This window comes from Methylobacterium sp. FW306-05-D, assembly GCF_058782155.1.
The window spans coordinates 27,537-43,058 of record NZ_JBYSXL010000013.1 but is presented as its reverse complement, the minus strand read 5'-3'; the positions used below and the strand labels follow the sequence as shown (position 1 = coordinate 43,058).

Below are 15,522 nucleotides of genomic sequence, written 5' to 3'. Positions count from 1 at the left end.
ACGGCATGCCCGCGCCGGGTTGCAGGGGGATCGATGCAGCAACAGCAGGTCTCCCTTGCCCGTGCGCGACGGCGCGACTAGGGTCCGCGCCGCTCGATCCGACCTTCGAAAATAAACGGGAGTGACCACCCATGGGCTTTCTGGCCGACGCCTTGTCCCGCGTGAAGCCGTCCGCGACCATCGCGATGACGCAGAAGGCGCGCGAGCTGAAAGCGCAGGGCATGGACGTGATCAGCCTCTCCGTGGGAGAGCCGGATTTCGACACCCCCCAGCACATCAAGGATGCGGCCGTCGAGGCGATCCGGCGCGGCGAGACCAAGTATCCGCCCGTCTCCGGCATCGTGCCGCTGCGCGAGGCCATCGCCAAGAAGTTCAAGCGCGAGAACGGCCTCGACTACAAGCCGTCCCAGACCATCGTCGGCACCGGCGGCAAGCACGTCATCTACAACGCGCTCCTCGCCACCCTGAATCCCGGCGACGAGGTGGTGATCCCGCGGCCCTACTGGGTGTCCTACCCCGAGATGGTGGTGCTCTGCGGCGGCACCCCGGTCTTCGCCGAGACCGACATGGCGCATGACTTCAAGCTTCAGCCCGAGGAACTGGAGCGGGTGATCACCCCGAAGACCAAGTGGATCATCCTCAACTCGCCCTCGAACCCCTCGGGGGCGGCCTATGCCCGCGACGAGCTGAAGAAGATCACCGACGTGCTGATGCGCCATCCGCAGGTCTGGGTGCTCACCGACGACATGTACGAGCACCTGACCTACGGCGACTTCGAATTCGTGACGCCGGCCCAGATCGAGCCCGGCCTCTACGAGCGCACGTTGACGATGAACGGCGTCTCCAAGGCCTACGCCATGACCGGCTGGCGCATCGGCTACGCCGCCGGCCCCGAGCCCCTGATCAAGGCGATGGATTTCGTCCAGGGCCAGCAGACCTCCGGCGCCTCGACGATCTCGCAATGGGCGGCGGTGGCGGCCCTCGAGGGCACGCAGGCGCACCTCGCCGAGTTCCGCAAGGCCTTCCACACCCGGCGCGACCTCGTCGTGTCGATGCTGAACCAGACCCAGGGCCTGAAGTGCCCGACGCCCGAGGGCGCCTTCTACGTCTATCCGTCCTGCGCGGAGACCATCGGGCGCAGGACGCCGGCCGGCAAGACCATCGAGACCGACGAGGATTTCGTGGTCGAGCTGCTCCAGGCCGAGGGCGTCGCGGCCGTCCACGGCTCGGCCTTCGGCCTCGGCCCCAACCTGCGCATCTCCTACGCCACCTCCAACGCCGCCCTCGAAGAGGCCTGCACCCGGATCCAGCGCTTCTGCGGCTCGTTGCGCTGACACCGCCCCGGGGCGCAGCCCGCCGTCCGGGTCCGCTCCCCGGTTCGGGTCTGACCTTTGCATCCAGGAGAGACCGCGTCCCGGCCGAGAGCCGGGGCGCGGTCGCTCGCGATTCGGAGGGGGCCTGCTCATGACGACGATCGCCATCCTGGCCGCCGGCGCGATGGGGAGTGCGCTCGCCGCGCGCCTCACCGGGAACGGCGCCGACGTCCTGACCGTCCTCGACGGCCGCAGCGCGGCGACCCGGACCCGGGCCCTCGCCGCCGGCATGACCGAGACCGACTTGCCCGGCCTGATGCGCGCCGACCTCCTGCTCTCCATCGTCCCGCCGGCCGATGCCCAGACGCTTGCGGTCTCCCTGGCACCGATCCTCTCGGCGGCGGCCCGCAAGCCCGTCTACGTCGATTGCAACGCGGTGAACGTCGAGACCGTCCGGCGGATCGCCGGGATCGTCGCAGCCACCGGGACGGCTTTCCTCGATGCTGCGATCATCGGCCTGCCGCCCAAGCCCGGCACCCCCGGTCCGCGCCTCCACGTGTCGGGCGATGCCGCCGAATCCGCGCGACCTCTACGCGACCTCGGTGTCGACCTCAGGATGCATTCCGGTGGTATCGGCGCGGCCTCCGGGCTGAAGATGGCCTATGCGGGCATCAACAAGGGCCTCACGGCCCTGGCCGCCCTCATGGTGCTGGGGGCCGAACGGGCGGGGGCCGGCGAGGCCCTGCGGGCGGAACTCGCCGAAACCGAGCCGGCTCTCCTCGCGCGCTTCGCCCGCGGCCTGCCCGACATGCTGCCCAAAGCGCAGCGCTGGGTCGCCGAGATGCACGAGATCGCCGCGTTCCTCGGGGACGATCCCGCCGGGCGCCAAGTCTTCGCCGGCGCGGCCGACCTCTATGCGCGCCTGTCCGGGCCGGACGAGGCGGGCGACGGTGCCCGCCTGCTGGCCTTCGCGGCCGCGTGCGGATCGTCGCAGCCGTCATGACGCGGGCGATGCCGGTTGCCGGCTCAGCCTTCGCCGCCTACATCGGCGGTCCCTGCTGCCGAGGCGCCCGATGGTTTCGCGAACCCTCTCGGGCTTTGCATGGCGGCGGGGTCTGTCGTGACGGGACCGCGCGGACCAGTTCTCTGCGGGGTTTCTGTGAGGCCTAGTGGGCCGGGTGGCGACAGGCGTGTCAGGGACGCGGGGAACAGGAACCGCTGCCTTGGCGCATGGCCCACCTCATCGGCTTCGTCCCATCGTGGGACGCAGGCCGCCATCACGCCGATCGCCGTCGTTAAGGATCCTGGGCAAGTGTGGGTGTCGGCCGGGGAACCGGTCGTGTGCCACCGCGTAGTTTCGGGCCTGACCACTATGAGACGCCTCCTGACGGGTGGCATCAAGGCGATCCTCGCGGTCGCTGCGCTCTCCACCGCCGCTCACTGGACCTTGCGCCTGCAGCGCGAACCGACCTCTTCGCTCCGCGCCCAGGCGGACCTTGCGGACCCCGTCACCACCGGATCGATCACCCCACGGCGCACCGAACCCGCGGCGGTCTCCGAGCCGGTCCCGGACTTCGCCAAGACCTTGGACCAGCGCCATCTTTCGGAACTCTTCGCCGGCGCGTCGCCGGAGAAGGCGAAGGTGCAGAAGGCGGTCGCCAAGCGCTAGGATACGGTGCCTGGACCATCGCGAAGAAGCGTGCCGGCTCGTTCGCACGCCCGGACCCCGGGCGTGCGCGGATTGGCGGTGGGCCTTTGGACCGATCAGGCTGCCGCGCGGCTGCCGTGCTTACCTTGCTGGATCTCCTCGATGATCTTGGCGCAGAACGCGTCGAGATCGCCGGGGTTTCGACTCGTGATGAGCCCCCGGTCTGTGACGACCGCCTCGTCCTTCCACTCCGCACCCGCATTCACGACGTCCGTCCGGATCGACGCGAACGAGGTCATCCGGCGCCCCTTCGCGGCCCCGACCTCGATCAGGAGCCACGGCGCGTGGCAGATGGCGGCCACCACCTTGCCGGATTCCAGGAAGCTGCGGATCACCTCGAGGGCCTTCGGCTCCAGGCGCAGCTTGTCCGGATTGATCTGACCGCCCGGGAGGACGAGGGCGTCGTAGTCCTCGGGTGAGATCGACTCGAGGTCCTTGTCGACGGCAACGTTCTTGCCCCAGTCGGTCTTGTCCCAGCCGCGAATGGATTCCTTGGCCGCGCGTGATTGCGGCGCGGCGACGTGGACGGTCGCTCCGGCTTCCTTGAGCTTGCTCTGCGGAACGGTGAGTTCGGTCTCCTCGAAGCCATCGGTGGCGACGATCAAGACCTTGGTCTGTCCGATGTCAGACATGGGAATTCTCCGGAACTGCTGAGGGTACGGCACTGAACAAGTCCTGCCGGACGCAGGTTCCCCGCGGGCCCGGCGGGGGCGGGAACCCGGCCGCGTCCGCCCGTGTTGGTCCGCACATCCCTCAGACAGACAGGAGGCTTCGCATGGCCAACCACGAGATGGCCAATCCCGGCCTGCCGATCCCCGAGCCGCTGCCGGGTGGAATTCCCGGTGATTTGCCAGCACCGCCCCCGCCCGACGAGCAGCCCGATATCGGGCCGACGGGGCCGCGCACGCCCTATCCGGTCAACGATCCGGGCATCGACGAGCCGGCCGGCCCCGGGTCCGAACCGGATTACCTGCCGGGCGGTCCGACCGATCCCGGCGTTCGGATGTAGCGCGGATCAGTGATCGCCGTGCGAGGCGCGCACGTCGCGCGGTGCACTCAGAATTTCGGAGAGGCTCGTCGCCACGTGACGGGCCTCTTCGTCCGTCAGGCGGAGCTGGAACGGGGGCAGGGCACCCGCCTGCAGCGCCACCACGGCCTGGCCCTTCTCGTCGGTGCCGACTTCGATCGCGGAGGACGTCACGTCCAGCATCGCGATCTCCTCGTCGCTCATCTCTTCCGACAGGTCGCTATCGTCTGGCTCGTCGATGGCGGTGAGAAGGTGTCCCACCGCGCGCACGAGGGCGCGCGCCGCGCGTGCATCCATCACCACCGCTGTGGCCTGATCGTCCTTCTGAAAGGAAAGCTGAATGTTCGCCCCTTCGAGGGAAACCGAGATGCCCGCCATGGATCGCCTAACCGCTTGCTCAGGAACTCTTATATGCGGTCGCCCTCGCGAATGACACCGGGTCTGCCGTCGCGGGCGGGCTAAGCCGCCGTTGTTTCGGTGGGGTAGCACGCCTTGTTGCGGCCGCATGATGCGACTACATGAGTGATAGCGGGTATCGGTGAGCTGGGATCTTGTACCGCAAGCGTCTCACGTCCTGCTGATTCCGTCAGGCCTACCGAAGAGGATCCGCCGCTTGCGTCGAGTAGACGCATGCTGTTGATCGACGAACGATACGAGGATCTATTTCGTGAATACCGGCACTGTAAAGTGGTTCAACGAGACCAAGGGCTACGGCTTCATTCAGCCTGACGACGGCGGCAAGGATGTGTTCGTTCACATCTCCGCGGTCGAGCGCGCTGGCATGCGCAACCTCATTGAAGGTCAGAAGATCTCCTACGAGATTCAGACCGACAAGCGCAGCGGCAAGGACTCGGCTGGTAACCTCCAGGCGGCCTGACGCTCTCGGCGCCAGCCCTCGGGCTGGCGTCACCTCGAATGGCTTCGATGAAGCCTCCGCCGCCGGCGACCGACACCCTTCTGGGGAGATGGGGTCGAAGCTCCGGCAAGTCCCGCAACTCCCAACGACGCCGACGGCTCGTCGAGCCCGACCCGTCCGAGACATTGCACGCAAAATCTGCACGTTTTGAAAGCACACAAGAAAAATATGTTGTTTGAATATACCCGACGCCGCGGCGTCCGTTCGCCCGTCACCGATGCGGCGACCTTCAAGGTGGGTCACCTGAAGCAGACGATGGCTCACGAAGCCGAGACCGTCGACCTCAGCCACCTCATCGATACCTCCTACAACTACCATTCGCCGCGCGAACTGCGCTGGCATCTGGCCGAGCGGTTCGGCATGGCCCCAGAGGCGATCGCCCTGCGCGAGCATCACTGATCCGACGCCGCCCTGATTCTGTCGGGGCGGATCGCATCTCATCATCGAACCGATATCAAGGTCGAGCCCGGCGCCCAGGTGTCGGGCTTTCCTGTCTCCGGAAACCTCGCGGCGGCAGCCTAAGGCGGGCTCAGCGCGGCGCCAGCGCTGCGACGACATCGTCACGCAGGCCCTTGGAGACCGCGACGAGCTCCCCATGGACCGGGTCCGGGCGATTGTAGGTCGTGGGACGTCCCAGCAGGTCGCTGACCGTGCCGCCCGCTTCGCGGAGGATCAGGTCGGCGCCGGCCAGGTCCCAGTCCCGGGCATGGGGCGAGACCAATCCGATATCGATGGAGCCCTCGGCGACCCGCGCGACCCGCAGGGCCAAGGACGGCACCCGCTCGACTGTAACGAGATCGACCGGCTGCCCGTGCGCGCCGGCGCCTCGGGCAAGGCGGTCCATCATCGGCTTCGGGCCGGTGACCCGCGCCCCTTCGACGGCTCCCTGGCCGGAGACGGCGATGGCCTGCCCGTTGCGGGTGGCGCCTGCGCCGGCAATCGCCTCATAGAACGTGTCGGTCACGGGTGCGTGGACGAAGCCGAGGATCGGCTGCCCCGCCGAGAGGAGGGCCACGGCGATCGACCAGTCGGGATGCCCCGACATGAAGGCGCGCGTTCCATCGATGGGATCGACGATCCAGACCAGGCCTGCATCGAGGCGCACCGGATTGTCGCTGGTCTCCTCCGAGAGCCAGGCGGCCCGCGGCAGCATCGCGCTGAGGCGGACCTTCAGGAAGGTGTCCACCGCGACGTCGGCCTCGGTCACCGGAGACCCGCCGGCCTTCGACCACACCCGCGCGCCCGTCTGTCCCCCCGCCCTGTAGAACGGCAGGGCGAGGGCGGCCGCTTCACGGATCGTCTCGCGCAGGGCGGGAACGAGGGCGTGCGCGGCTTCCGGGGCGATCGGGTCGGACATGCGTCTCCATACGGGTCTGGAGGTCTGGCTGGGCGCTTGTTGAAGAGCCCGTCGCCCCGGCATGAGTGCCTGGAGGGCGGCGCGACCTTCGTTGTACGGTGCCGGGTGGGTTGTCACAAGCAGAGTGACGCAGATGTCGATACGGGCAAATCTCGTGGAATGAAGCAAGGAAGCGTTGAGCATTCCATCTGCTTCAGGCTTGTCCATACTCGCTTAACGCTCACTCTTAAGCTGGTCTGAGGAGGTTAGACGCAAATCTGCTTGTCATAGACGGGTGGCCCATAGAGGTTGCCGGCGCCAACAGGGTGTACGAGCCATGAACACTTTCGCGAACATGAACGACATGTCGGCGGATGCCTCCTTCGTCGGCACTGTCCCGACTCTCGCGGTGTCCCGTCTTCCGGTGATCGACCGCCAGGGGCCTGCCCGGCCGGCCGGCGTGGCTCTCGCCTTCGCCGAAGATGATTCGGATGCCTGCGGCGAAGACCGCTTCGATCTCCTGCTCGTCGATGCCGCCGGTCGGGTCATCACCCGCCTCGGACCGTTCTGCGAGGACGAGGTGGTGGCGCATTGGCGCGACGTCTCCGCGAAGTCTGGCCTGCCGCGGATGATCGTCAAGGAGGATGGCGAACTCGCCGGCGTCTCGAACCAGCTCGGGCCGGTGGCTCTGGGCCGGACCCGGACCCGCCGCCGTCACGGCCTCCTCAACGGCCGGCGCCCGCGCTTCCTCGTTCGCCGCAAGACGGGCGCCCTGCCGGTGCGCCCGCTGATCCATCGCGGGGAGAGCGAGATCATCTCCGGCGCCCGCTGCTGAGCCGAGCCACGAGACCTAGAGGATCTGCTTCACGGCGGCATCCGCTGCCAGGCCGAGGAACAGGATCAGGCCCGCTTCCCGGTTGGAGCGGAAGAGATGGAGGGCACCGCGTCCGTCGCGCGTGTCGAGGTGCAGCACCTGCCGCCCGAGATGGGCCGCGAACAGAGCGACGCCCAGAAGGCCCACGGGGCCGGCGCCTGCCAGGAGAGCGGCCAGCGCGATGAAGGCGGTGCTGGTGCCGTAGCACAGTCCGATCGCCCCCCGCATCCGGCGGCCGAAGAAGCGGGCCGAGGAACGGATGCCGGCGATCTCGTCGTCCTCGATGTCCTGCACGGCGTAGATCGTGTCGTAGCCGATCACCCAGGCGATGGTGCCTGCGTAGAGCAGCAGGGCGGGCGCATCGAGGTGCGCGAAGACCGCGACCCATCCCATCAGCGCGCCCCACGCGAAAGCGAGGCCGAGGACCGCCTGCGGCACCGGCATGACGCGCTTCATGAAGGGATAGATCGCCACCGGCACGAGAGAGGCCATGCCGACCGCGATGGCGGTGCCGTTGAACTGCAGCAGCACCGCGAGACCGACCAGGGCCTGCGCCACCAGGAAGAGGGCCGCGTGGCGCGCACGGATCTGCCCGGAGGGCAAAGGTCGCGAGCGGGTGCGCTCCACCTGTGCGTCGAGGTCGCGGTCGGCGATGTCGTTGTAGGTCGAGCCCGCACCACGCATGGCGACGGCGCCGACGAAGAACAGGACCAGATGGGCTGGGTCGGGGAAGGCGGCACCGGACCGGATGGCCGCGAGGGAGGCCGACCACCAGCACGGGAGCAGCAGGAGCCACCAGCCGATCGGGCGGTCGATGCGGGCGAGGCGCAGGTAGGGCCGCGCCCAGCGCGGCGCGATCCGGTCGACCCAATGTCCGGCCACCGCATCGGCGACGCGGCGGTCCGCGTTCGGGGGACTCACGCCGTCCATGGACGGGTGGGCGCGATGGACCGACTCGTCCGGGCGAGCATCAGCACAGGATCAGAGAGCACCCTGCGGCATCTTCAGGCTGCCGGTGAGGCCGGGGCCGCCGAGCAGGCCACCGCCGCCACCGTTCTGGGCCTGGGCGCGAGCCTGCGCTTCCATCTTCGAGGCCTGGGCGGCGACGCCGCAGACCTTGGTCTTGATGCCCGACACCTTGACGTGATCGGCCTTGAAGCCTTCCGCGAAGGAATCCGGAATCGAGCACCACTCCTTGTTCGCGGTGATCCACTTGAGGCCGGCAGTGCCGTTGGCTTGGAGCTTGCCGAACAGCGCGCAGGCCTCGGCCGGCGTCATCTTCTTCTTCGAGTTCGACGCGGCGTTGGCCTTGCCGATCAGATCCTTGCGGGCCTGGAGCGTCTGCTGAATCTCGCCGCACTCGGCGCCCTGGGCGAAGGCTGGGCTGCCGGAGAGCGCGGCGCCGGCGATGGCGGCGGCCAGCACCGCGATGGTCTTGAACGACATGCCTCGAGATCCTTTCTCCCTCCATTCTCGATCCGATGGGGGTGGCCCCTCGATCGGATGCGGAATGGCCTGATTCGTGCCCGGATGCGGCCGTTATCCGGCGCACGCTGGTCTTGGCTTCATTTCGGCATAGGAATGTGGCGTCTTTCGAGCCGCAAACGCCGGGCGGCATTCCGACGTGGATTTCCGGCGCAATGTCGGTACCTGTTGCGGCTTTGCATCAGACGACCCGCTTCGAGCCCACGGCGTTGACAGCCGGGATACCCCACGCGACGACGCGGACCATGGCCGCTTACGACTTCACCGCCCCCCGTCTCTTCGTCGAGGCCGATCTCGCGGCTGGCGCCACGCTGCCCCTAGACCGGGCGCAGGCGAACTATCTCCTCAATGTCCTGCGGCGGGGGCCTGCCGATCCGGTCCTCCTGTTCAACGGACGGGACGGTGAGTGGCGGGCCGAGATCGCCCCGACCGGGCGCAAGAGTGCCGACCTGATCGTGCGGGAGCGCACACGCCGGCAGCCCGTGCGCGCCGATCTCCACTACCTGTTCGCTCCGCTGAAGACGGCGCGCCTGGATTATGTGGCGCAGAAGGCCGTGGAGATGGGGGCCGGCACCCTTTGGCCGGTCCTGACCCGCTACACCCAGAGCGAGCGTTTGAACCTCGACCGTCTGCAGGCCAACGCCATTGAGGCGGCGGAGCAATGCGGCATCCTCGATCTTCCGGAAATTCGGGACACCGCGAAGCTCCCGGCTGCGCTTGCCGAGCTCAACCCCTTGAGGCTGCTGGTTTTCTGCGATGAGGATGCGCCGGTTTCCGATCCCGTTCTCGCCCTGCGGCAGGCGGCGGACCCAGCGGCCCCGCCGCCGCTCGCGGTGCTGGTCGGGCCGGAAGGCGGGTTCGCTCCGGAGGAACGCGCGCTGATCCTGGAGCGCCCGAACACTGTGGCGCTCTCCCTCGGGCCGCGCATCCTGCGCGCCGATACGGCGGCCGTGACGGTCCTGGCCCTGGTTCAGGCCGTGCTCGGCGACGCCCGCTGAGGTCGTCCAAGCCCGCGTTGTTCGCGCGGGTCCGCTGGCCTATGAGGCGCGTTGACCCGATTGAAGGGGCCACGCCGCTGCGGTCCGGTGCGCCTCTCCCCTGAAAGACCTTCCTGAAGAGGCAGCGCATGGCGCGCGACACGTCCGACACGACGCCCCTGACCACGCGGGACGAACTCATCGCCTGGTTCGCGGAGGGCGAGAAGCCGCGTGCGCGCTTCGCCATCGGCACCGAGCACGAGAAGGTACCTTTCTACCGCGCCGGCAATCGTCCGGTCCCCTATGCGGGTGAGAAGGGCATCCGGGCACTCCTCGAGGGGCTCGGGCGCGAGACCGGCTGGGAGGCGATCGAGGATGCCGGCCACCTGATCGGTCTCGCCGGTGCCGAGGGCGGCGCCATCTCCCTGGAGCCCGGCGGACAGTTCGAGCTCTCTGGCGCGCCGCTCGCCGACGTGCACGCGACCGCGGCCGAGCTGCGCGCGCATCTCGACGCGACGGCCCGGGTCGCGGACGGCCTGGGCATCGGTTTCCTCGATCTGGGCATGAGCCCGAAATGGACACGGGAGGAGACCCCCGTGATGCCGAAGAGCCGCTACAAGATCATGGCGGGCTATATGCCCAAGGTCGGCAGCCTCGGCCTCGACATGATGCTGCGCACCGCCACCGTCCAGGTGAACCTCGATTTCGCTTCCGAGGCCGACATGGTCGCCAAGATGCGCGTCGCCCTGGCGCTGCAGCCGGTGGCCACCGCGCTCTTCGCCAACTCGCCCTTCACCGACGGGCGCCCCAACGGCTTCCTCTCCCGCCGGTCCGAGATCTGGCGCGACACCGACGGCGACCGTACCGGCATGCTGCCGCGCGCTTTCGAGGACGGCTTCGGCTACGAGTCCTACGTGGACTGGCTGCTCGACATGCCGATGTACTTCGTCAAGCGGGGCGAGACCTACCACGACGTCTCCGGGGCCTCCTTCCGCGACCTGATGGCCGGCCGCCTCGCCGCGCTGCCGGGCGAACGCGCCACGGTGTCGGATTGGGCCAATCACGCCTCGACCGCCTTCCCCGAGGTTCGGCTCAAACGCTTCATCGAGATGCGCGGCTCCGATGTGGGCGGTCCGGCGATGATTGCCGCGCAGGCCGCCTTCTGGGTCGGCCTCCTCTACGACGAGGCCGCGCAGGCCGCGGCCTGGGACATCGCCAAGGGCTGGAACGCCTGCGAGCGCGAAGGCCTGCGGGCCACCGTGCCCCGCCTCGGTCTCGCGGCCCGCATCGCCGGGCGTCCCCTCGGGGCGGTGGCGGCGGAGGCGCTGACGATCGCCCGTGCCGGACTCGCCGCCCGGGCGCGGCGGGACGGGCAGGGCCGGGACGAGACCCACTTCCTGCAACCGCTCGAGGCCATCGTGGCGGCCGGGCGCTCCCTCGCCGAGGAGCGCCTCGCCGATTACGAGGGGCGCTGGCAGCGCTCGGTGGAGCCCGCCTTCTTGGAATGCGTCTTCTGAAGCGGTCGGGTCGTCGAAACCGGGGATATCACGTCCGGCACACCCGAATGTGCTTGAAGGCACGCGCAGGCGGAGCTTGACTGTGGCGATTCTGGAACGGATCGCCAACTTCACCGTTTCCAGCGATATTCGAACCTGTGACGGAGAACCCTCGCATGTCGCGCATCTTGTCTCTCGCCCTCGCGGGCGCCACCGCCATCGGCCTCTCGGCCGGTTCCTTCACCACCGCTCAGGCCGCACCGATGCCCGCTCTGAGCGCGGCCCAGGTCGGCGGCGGCGCGACGGTCGAGACCGTCCGCTACCGCGGCGGCTACGGCCGCGGCTATTACGGTGGTTACCGTCGCGGCCCCGGCGTCGGCGGCGCCCTAGCGGCCGGTGCGGCTCTCGGCATCATCGGCGGCGCCATCGCGGCCAGCCAGGCGCCCCGGTACGGCTACTACGATCGCGGCTATGTCGGGACCGGTTACGGCTATGGCTACGGTGCGCCCACCTATGGCTACTACGCCGCCCCGTCCTACGATTATGGCTACGGCTACCCCGCCTACGGCTACGGCTACTGATTCGACGGTCCCGGGGGGCCATGGGCCCCCCGAGCCGGGCCTTGAGATCCCGTCGGAGGTTGAATCCTCCGGCGGGATTTTCCGCGTCGGTATGGTAGGGCGTCGTCGGTGGAGGAGACCCGGGACGCGATATCGATGGCCGATGGGAACAGCGAGGCGATCTATCTCGACCTGACCGGTTTGAAATGCCCCTTACCGGTTCTGCGGACCCGCAAGGCGCTGCGGCAACTTACGCCCGGCACCCTCTTGGTGGTCACCTGCACCGATCCAATGGCGGTGATCGACATTCCGCACCTGGTGCGGGAGGAGGGCGACACCCTCGTCCGGCAGGAACGGGATGCGAGTGTCCTGACCTTCGCGATCCGTCGAAACCTCACAATCCCCGGGACCGTTGCCGAAAACACGCGCTCCACGCCTCATTGATGCGCCAACGCCCTGTTAGTCCGCGCCATCCGGTCGCCACGGCTGCGGCGGCCCGACGGGGGAGAGCAGAATGGCGCCGATTATTCGCGGCACCCGGATCGTGCATGACGGCTGGAGCCGGTTTCTCGTCGCCGAAGTGACGATGCCCGACGGCACACGCCTGGCGCGCGAGATCGAGGATCATGGACGGGCTGCCGCGGTTCTACCCTATGATCCGACGCGGCGGGTCGCGCTTCTGGTCGAGCAGTTCCGGACTCCGGCTTTCTATGCGGCGGGAGCCACTTCCGTGCTGGAGGTGCCTGCCGGCCTGCTCGACGAATCGGAGCCGGAGGAGGGCGCACGGCGCGAGGCCTACGAGGAAACCGGGGTTCGTCTCGGCGTCCTGGAATCCGTTGCCTGCGGCTGGAGCATGCCGGGAATCTCGACCGAGCAGATCGATCTGTTCCTGGCGGCCTACGAGGCGCCCGACCGGGTCGGACCCGGTGGCGGCCTGCTCGGCGAACACGAGGACATCACCGTGCGAGAGATGCCCCTCGGCGAACTCGCGGCCATGACCGATCGCGGCGAAGTCACCGACATCAAGACGCTGGCGCTGATCCTGACCCTCCGAGTGCGGCACCCGCACCTGTTCGCGGCGGCCTGATCCTGCCGACGCCTCAGGGCGTGTCGGGCGCGCGGCGTCCGTCGGGTCTAGTCCGCGCGGCCTGGGGGCGCCGCTTGGGCTTGCGGAACAGAACGCGGCGCAGGATGATTCCGATCAGGCCCCAGGACCGCACGAAGTAGCGGCCGAAGAGCCGGTGCGGGGCATGCCAGAACCGGAAGAACCATTCGAGACCGACGCGCTGCATCAGAGCCGGCGCGCGGGGCACCAGCCCCGCCGCGACGTTGAGGGCCTCGCCCACGGCGAGCACGACCGGAGTCCCGAGCTTGGTGCCCTGGCGGTCAACCCAGATTTCCGAGCGGGGCGCGCCGACTCCGAAGACGAGGAGCGTCGTGCAGTGGGCCCGCACCGCGGCGCAGAGCTGCGCTCCATAGGCTTCATCGTTCTCGAAGCCGAAGGGTGGGACGACGAAGGTGATCGAGGCACGCGCGGCGCCCTCCGATACCAAGCGCTCGGTGAGCCGCAGTCCAACGGCCTCGGACGAGCAGACGAGGAAGATCTGCCGTCCGGCGGGCCAGGGCGCGGCGAAGGCCGCCGCCACGAGGTCGTGACCGGTGACCCGCCGTGCCGACCGGGCCCCGCAGAGCCGTGCCAGCCAGACGAGGGGCGTGCCATCCAGCGTATGGGCGACCGCGCCGTCGTAAGCCTTTCGGAAGGCCGCGTTCTCCGACAGCGTGACGACGTGGTCCAGATTTGCGGTGACGATCATGCGCGGTCGCGTCGCCGGTCGGCGCGCGGCGGTCGCGAGGATGTCGGCGGCCGAACCGGGCGTGAACGTGATGTCGAACAAGCGGACGCTCATGTCATCGCCTTTGAAACTCGTCCCGTGCCGACGAACGGAATGCGCGACGGGACCTCGGGGCTCGCCCGTCCCGGGTTAGGAGAGGCCGGCTCGGGCGGGGTGTGAAAGGATCGGTCTGGGGAACGGTGAACGGGAGACCTGTCAGGCATCGACCGCTCGAAAGCTGCGAGCCCCCGTCGGCGCACTCGGCCTGGGGGGCCGGGCGATGCGCCGGTCCCGGCGGGTTCCGAGCCAGAGTGCGGCGCCGGCACCGAGGCCGAGGCCGAGCAGCAGGGCAAGGGGCAGGACCAGCTTGGGAGAGGGCGGCCATGTCCGGAGGCGCGGGGGCGTCGCGGTGGAAATGACCCGCACGTTCGAGCTGTTCAGACGCTCCTGCTCGCTGGTTTCGCGCGAGCGGCGGAGGAAGGCCTCGTAAATCGAGCGTCGGGCCTCCAGCTCGCGCTCGAATTCGCGCAGACCGACATTCGCGCGATCGTTGCCTGCCGTCTCGATCTTGGCGCGATCCAGGCTGCGCCGCACCGCCGCTTCGCTGGCGACGGCGCGGTCGTAGTCCTTCTGCGACGTGTCGATGATGCGCTCTTTCTCGCGCTGGATCAGGCGCTGGAGATCCCGCTGCTGCGCATACTGGTCGGCCATCGCGGGGTGGCGGTCGCCGAGGCGGGCTGCCAGTTCCGCGGTGTTGCGCGACAGCGTCGCGTATTGCTGCCGGAGGTTCTGCATCTCGAGGGATTGCAGCATCTCCGGCAGGGCGGTCCCGGCCTCGCCGGTACGCATGTGACGCGCCTGATCGAGCCGCGCCTTCGCGTCCGCCGTCCTCAGGGTGGCGGTGACGAGTTGCTGGTTCAGGTCGCTGAGCTGCTGGTCGCTGAGCAGGCGGCCGCTCGACGTCACGAGCTTGTTCGCGGTGCGATATTGCAGGACTTTGCGCTCGGTCTCCTCGACCGCCTGGCGCAGCGTGGTCAGGCGGCTCGTCAGGGCGTCGGAGGCTCGGCGCGCCACCTCGGTGCGGGCTGCAGCGTCCTCCGCGAAGTAGGCCTCCGCGATGGCGTTGGCGATCCGGGCGGACTTCTCCGGGTCCTGCGTCTGGACGTAGACGTCGATGACGAAGGTCCGCTCCGCGCGACGGACGCCGAGCTTCAGGCGTAAGGTGTCGAGGGCGAGATTGACCGGATCGCGGCTTGCCGGCGGCGGCTCCATGCCGAGGAGCGCCTTGATGCGCAGCAGCAGCGGATTGGTCGAGGGGGTCGGAACGAACTCGTCGTCCTGCGTCAGGTCGAGACGCTCGACCACGCGACGCAGGACGCTGTCGGACTGCATCACCCGCGTCTGGCTCTCGGCGATGGAGACGCCGCTGTCGGCCTGGGGCTGCCGGTTGCTGAGGTCGTTGGCGATGACGGGCAGGTCCGCCGGATCGACCAGGATCTGGGTGACGGCGGTGTAGGTCGGGGTCGCTACGTTGAGCAGCGTGATCGCGACGATCACCGCCACCAGGCCGCCGAGCAGGATCACGCCCATGCCGCGCAGGAGATGGCGTAGGATCGCACCGGCGTCGAACCCGGCAGGAGCCATCTTGTCGAGGGTCACCGGCTCACCGTGGACCGGCCTTCCGAAGTCGAACATCCGTCTCGTCTCCCGACTTGGCCGCCACCCGCGCGGTTCTGCTTTGCCGCTTCGAGCCACATCGTCCCAATTTCAGCGCCCACCTGTTTCCAAATGGGACACAAGCTTGGCGGACCCTGAGCGACATCGTCCCGTCCGCACGCCACGTGCCATTGAATTTTCTCCGGTGGGCGCGACGAAGACGGTCGTCCCGGGCGCCCTCGTAGAACCGAGGAATCTCGAGGATATTGGCAAGAACAGGCCTGCGGACATGTTGCGATCTGCTTAGACGGCCCCGTTTGGATCTCTTCCCTGTGTACAACT

19 protein-coding genes are annotated in these 15,522 nt (G+C 68.6%); 12 read left to right on the top strand and 7 right to left on the bottom strand.

Annotation, left to right across the window (positions count from 1 at the left end; genetic code table 11):
* The first annotated feature begins 131 nt into the window (after positions 1-131).
* The 3 genes from AC3WLN_RS07290 (at position 132) to AC3WLN_RS07280 (ending at position 2,982) form a co-directional block, all read left to right on the top strand.
* Entirely contained in the window at positions 132-1,334 is a 1,203-nt protein-coding gene (locus tag AC3WLN_RS07290) for a pyridoxal phosphate-dependent aminotransferase (protein ID WP_492480375.1), read from the top strand.
* A 130-nt stretch (positions 1,335-1,464) separates the two neighbouring features.
* Positions 1,465-2,316 carry an NAD(P)-dependent oxidoreductase gene (locus AC3WLN_RS07285; RefSeq protein ID WP_492480374.1) on the top strand — a complete coding sequence of 284 codons (852 nt, stop codon included), beginning with the start codon at positions 1,465-1,467 and terminating at the stop codon, positions 2,314-2,316.
* A 369-nt stretch (positions 2,317-2,685) separates the two neighbouring features.
* Entirely contained in the window at positions 2,686-2,982 is a 297-nt protein-coding gene (locus AC3WLN_RS07280) for a hypothetical protein (protein WP_492480373.1), read from the top strand.
* Between the two features lie 95 nt (positions 2,983-3,077).
* On the opposite strand, the gene AC3WLN_RS07275 is transcribed toward AC3WLN_RS07280, so the two are convergent.
* Positions 3,078-3,653 (bottom strand): type 1 glutamine amidotransferase domain-containing protein, encoded by a 576-nt coding sequence (locus AC3WLN_RS07275; RefSeq protein ID WP_492480372.1) that lies wholly within the window; start codon positions 3,651-3,653, stop codon positions 3,078-3,080.
* A gap of 158 nt (positions 3,654-3,811) precedes the next feature.
* Between AC3WLN_RS07275 and AC3WLN_RS07270 the strand changes: the two genes are divergently transcribed.
* A complete protein-coding gene (locus AC3WLN_RS07270) occupies positions 3,812-4,030 on the top strand; it encodes a hypothetical protein (protein ID WP_463780926.1) in 219 nt (72 codons plus the stop codon).
* 6 nt (positions 4,031-4,036) lie between these two features.
* On the opposite strand, the gene AC3WLN_RS07265 is transcribed toward AC3WLN_RS07270, so the two are convergent.
* Positions 4,037-4,426 (bottom strand): hypothetical protein, encoded by a 390-nt coding sequence (locus tag AC3WLN_RS07265; RefSeq protein WP_492480371.1) that lies wholly within the window; start codon positions 4,424-4,426, stop codon positions 4,037-4,039.
* A gap of 289 nt (positions 4,427-4,715) precedes the next feature.
* On the opposite strand from AC3WLN_RS07265, the gene AC3WLN_RS07260 reads away from it, so the two are divergent.
* Positions 4,716-4,925: a cold-shock protein gene (locus tag AC3WLN_RS07260; protein WP_055956856.1), complete on the top strand. Its 210-nt coding sequence runs from the start codon at positions 4,716-4,718 to the stop codon at positions 4,923-4,925.
* 207 nt (positions 4,926-5,132) lie between these two features.
* Positions 5,133-5,363 (top strand): AsnC family transcriptional regulator, encoded by a 231-nt coding sequence (locus AC3WLN_RS07255; RefSeq protein ID WP_492480370.1) that lies wholly within the window; start codon positions 5,133-5,135, stop codon positions 5,361-5,363.
* 130 nt (positions 5,364-5,493) lie between these two features.
* Here AC3WLN_RS07255 and AC3WLN_RS07250 read toward each other — a convergent pair whose 3' ends face one another.
* Positions 5,494-6,321, bottom strand: coding sequence for a 3'(2'),5'-bisphosphate nucleotidase CysQ (locus tag AC3WLN_RS07250; protein WP_492480369.1), 828 nt, complete (start codon positions 6,319-6,321; stop codon positions 5,494-5,496).
* Between the two features lie 334 nt (positions 6,322-6,655).
* On the opposite strand from AC3WLN_RS07250, the gene AC3WLN_RS07245 reads away from it, so the two are divergent.
* Complete coding sequence (locus AC3WLN_RS07245; RefSeq protein ID WP_492480403.1) at positions 6,656-7,135, top strand: DUF6101 family protein; 480 nt, start codon at positions 6,656-6,658, stop codon at positions 7,133-7,135.
* A gap of 15 nt (positions 7,136-7,150) precedes the next feature.
* Here AC3WLN_RS07245 and ubiA read toward each other — a convergent pair whose 3' ends face one another.
* Both ubiA and AC3WLN_RS07235 read right to left on the bottom strand, forming a co-directional pair.
* Positions 7,151-8,104, bottom strand: coding sequence for a 4-hydroxybenzoate octaprenyltransferase (gene ubiA, locus AC3WLN_RS07240; RefSeq protein ID WP_492480368.1), 954 nt, complete (start codon positions 8,102-8,104; stop codon positions 7,151-7,153).
* 51 nt (positions 8,105-8,155) lie between these two features.
* Entirely contained in the window at positions 8,156-8,620 is a 465-nt protein-coding gene (locus tag AC3WLN_RS07235) for a hypothetical protein (protein WP_492480367.1), read from the bottom strand.
* Positions 8,621-8,904: 284 nt separating this feature from the next.
* Here AC3WLN_RS07235 and AC3WLN_RS07230 point away from each other — a divergent pair, with 284 nt between their 5' ends.
* The 5 genes from AC3WLN_RS07230 (at position 8,905) to AC3WLN_RS07210 (ending at position 12,779) form a co-directional block, all read left to right on the top strand.
* Positions 8,905-9,657, top strand: coding sequence for a 16S rRNA (uracil(1498)-N(3))-methyltransferase (locus tag AC3WLN_RS07230; RefSeq protein WP_492480402.1), 753 nt, complete (start codon positions 8,905-8,907; stop codon positions 9,655-9,657).
* Between the two features lie 128 nt (positions 9,658-9,785).
* The gene (locus AC3WLN_RS07225) at positions 9,786-11,153 is read left to right on the top strand and encodes a glutamate--cysteine ligase (protein WP_492480366.1); all 1,368 of its coding nucleotides are present in this window, start codon (positions 9,786-9,788) and stop codon (positions 11,151-11,153) included.
* 155 nt (positions 11,154-11,308) lie between these two features.
* A complete protein-coding gene (locus AC3WLN_RS07220) occupies positions 11,309-11,713 on the top strand; it encodes a hypothetical protein (RefSeq protein WP_492480365.1) in 405 nt (134 codons plus the stop codon).
* Positions 11,714-11,848: 135 nt separating this feature from the next.
* Entirely contained in the window at positions 11,849-12,136 is a 288-nt protein-coding gene (locus AC3WLN_RS07215; protein ID WP_492480364.1) for a sulfurtransferase TusA family protein, read from the top strand.
* 70 nt (positions 12,137-12,206) lie between these two features.
* Positions 12,207-12,779: an NUDIX domain-containing protein gene (locus AC3WLN_RS07210; protein ID WP_492480363.1), complete on the top strand. Its 573-nt coding sequence runs from the start codon at positions 12,207-12,209 to the stop codon at positions 12,777-12,779.
* 13 nt (positions 12,780-12,792) lie between these two features.
* Here AC3WLN_RS07210 and AC3WLN_RS07205 read toward each other — a convergent pair whose 3' ends face one another.
* Together AC3WLN_RS07205 and AC3WLN_RS07200 are read right to left on the bottom strand one after the other, a co-directional pair.
* On the bottom strand, positions 12,793-13,599 hold the full coding sequence (locus AC3WLN_RS07205; protein ID WP_492480362.1) for a WecB/TagA/CpsF family glycosyltransferase: 807 nt from the start codon (positions 13,597-13,599) through the stop codon (positions 12,793-12,795).
* Positions 13,600-13,740: 141 nt separating this feature from the next.
* Positions 13,741-15,219 (bottom strand): GumC family protein, encoded by a 1,479-nt coding sequence (locus AC3WLN_RS07200; protein ID WP_492480361.1) that lies wholly within the window; start codon positions 15,217-15,219, stop codon positions 13,741-13,743.
* Between the last annotated feature and the right edge of the window lie 303 nt (positions 15,220-15,522).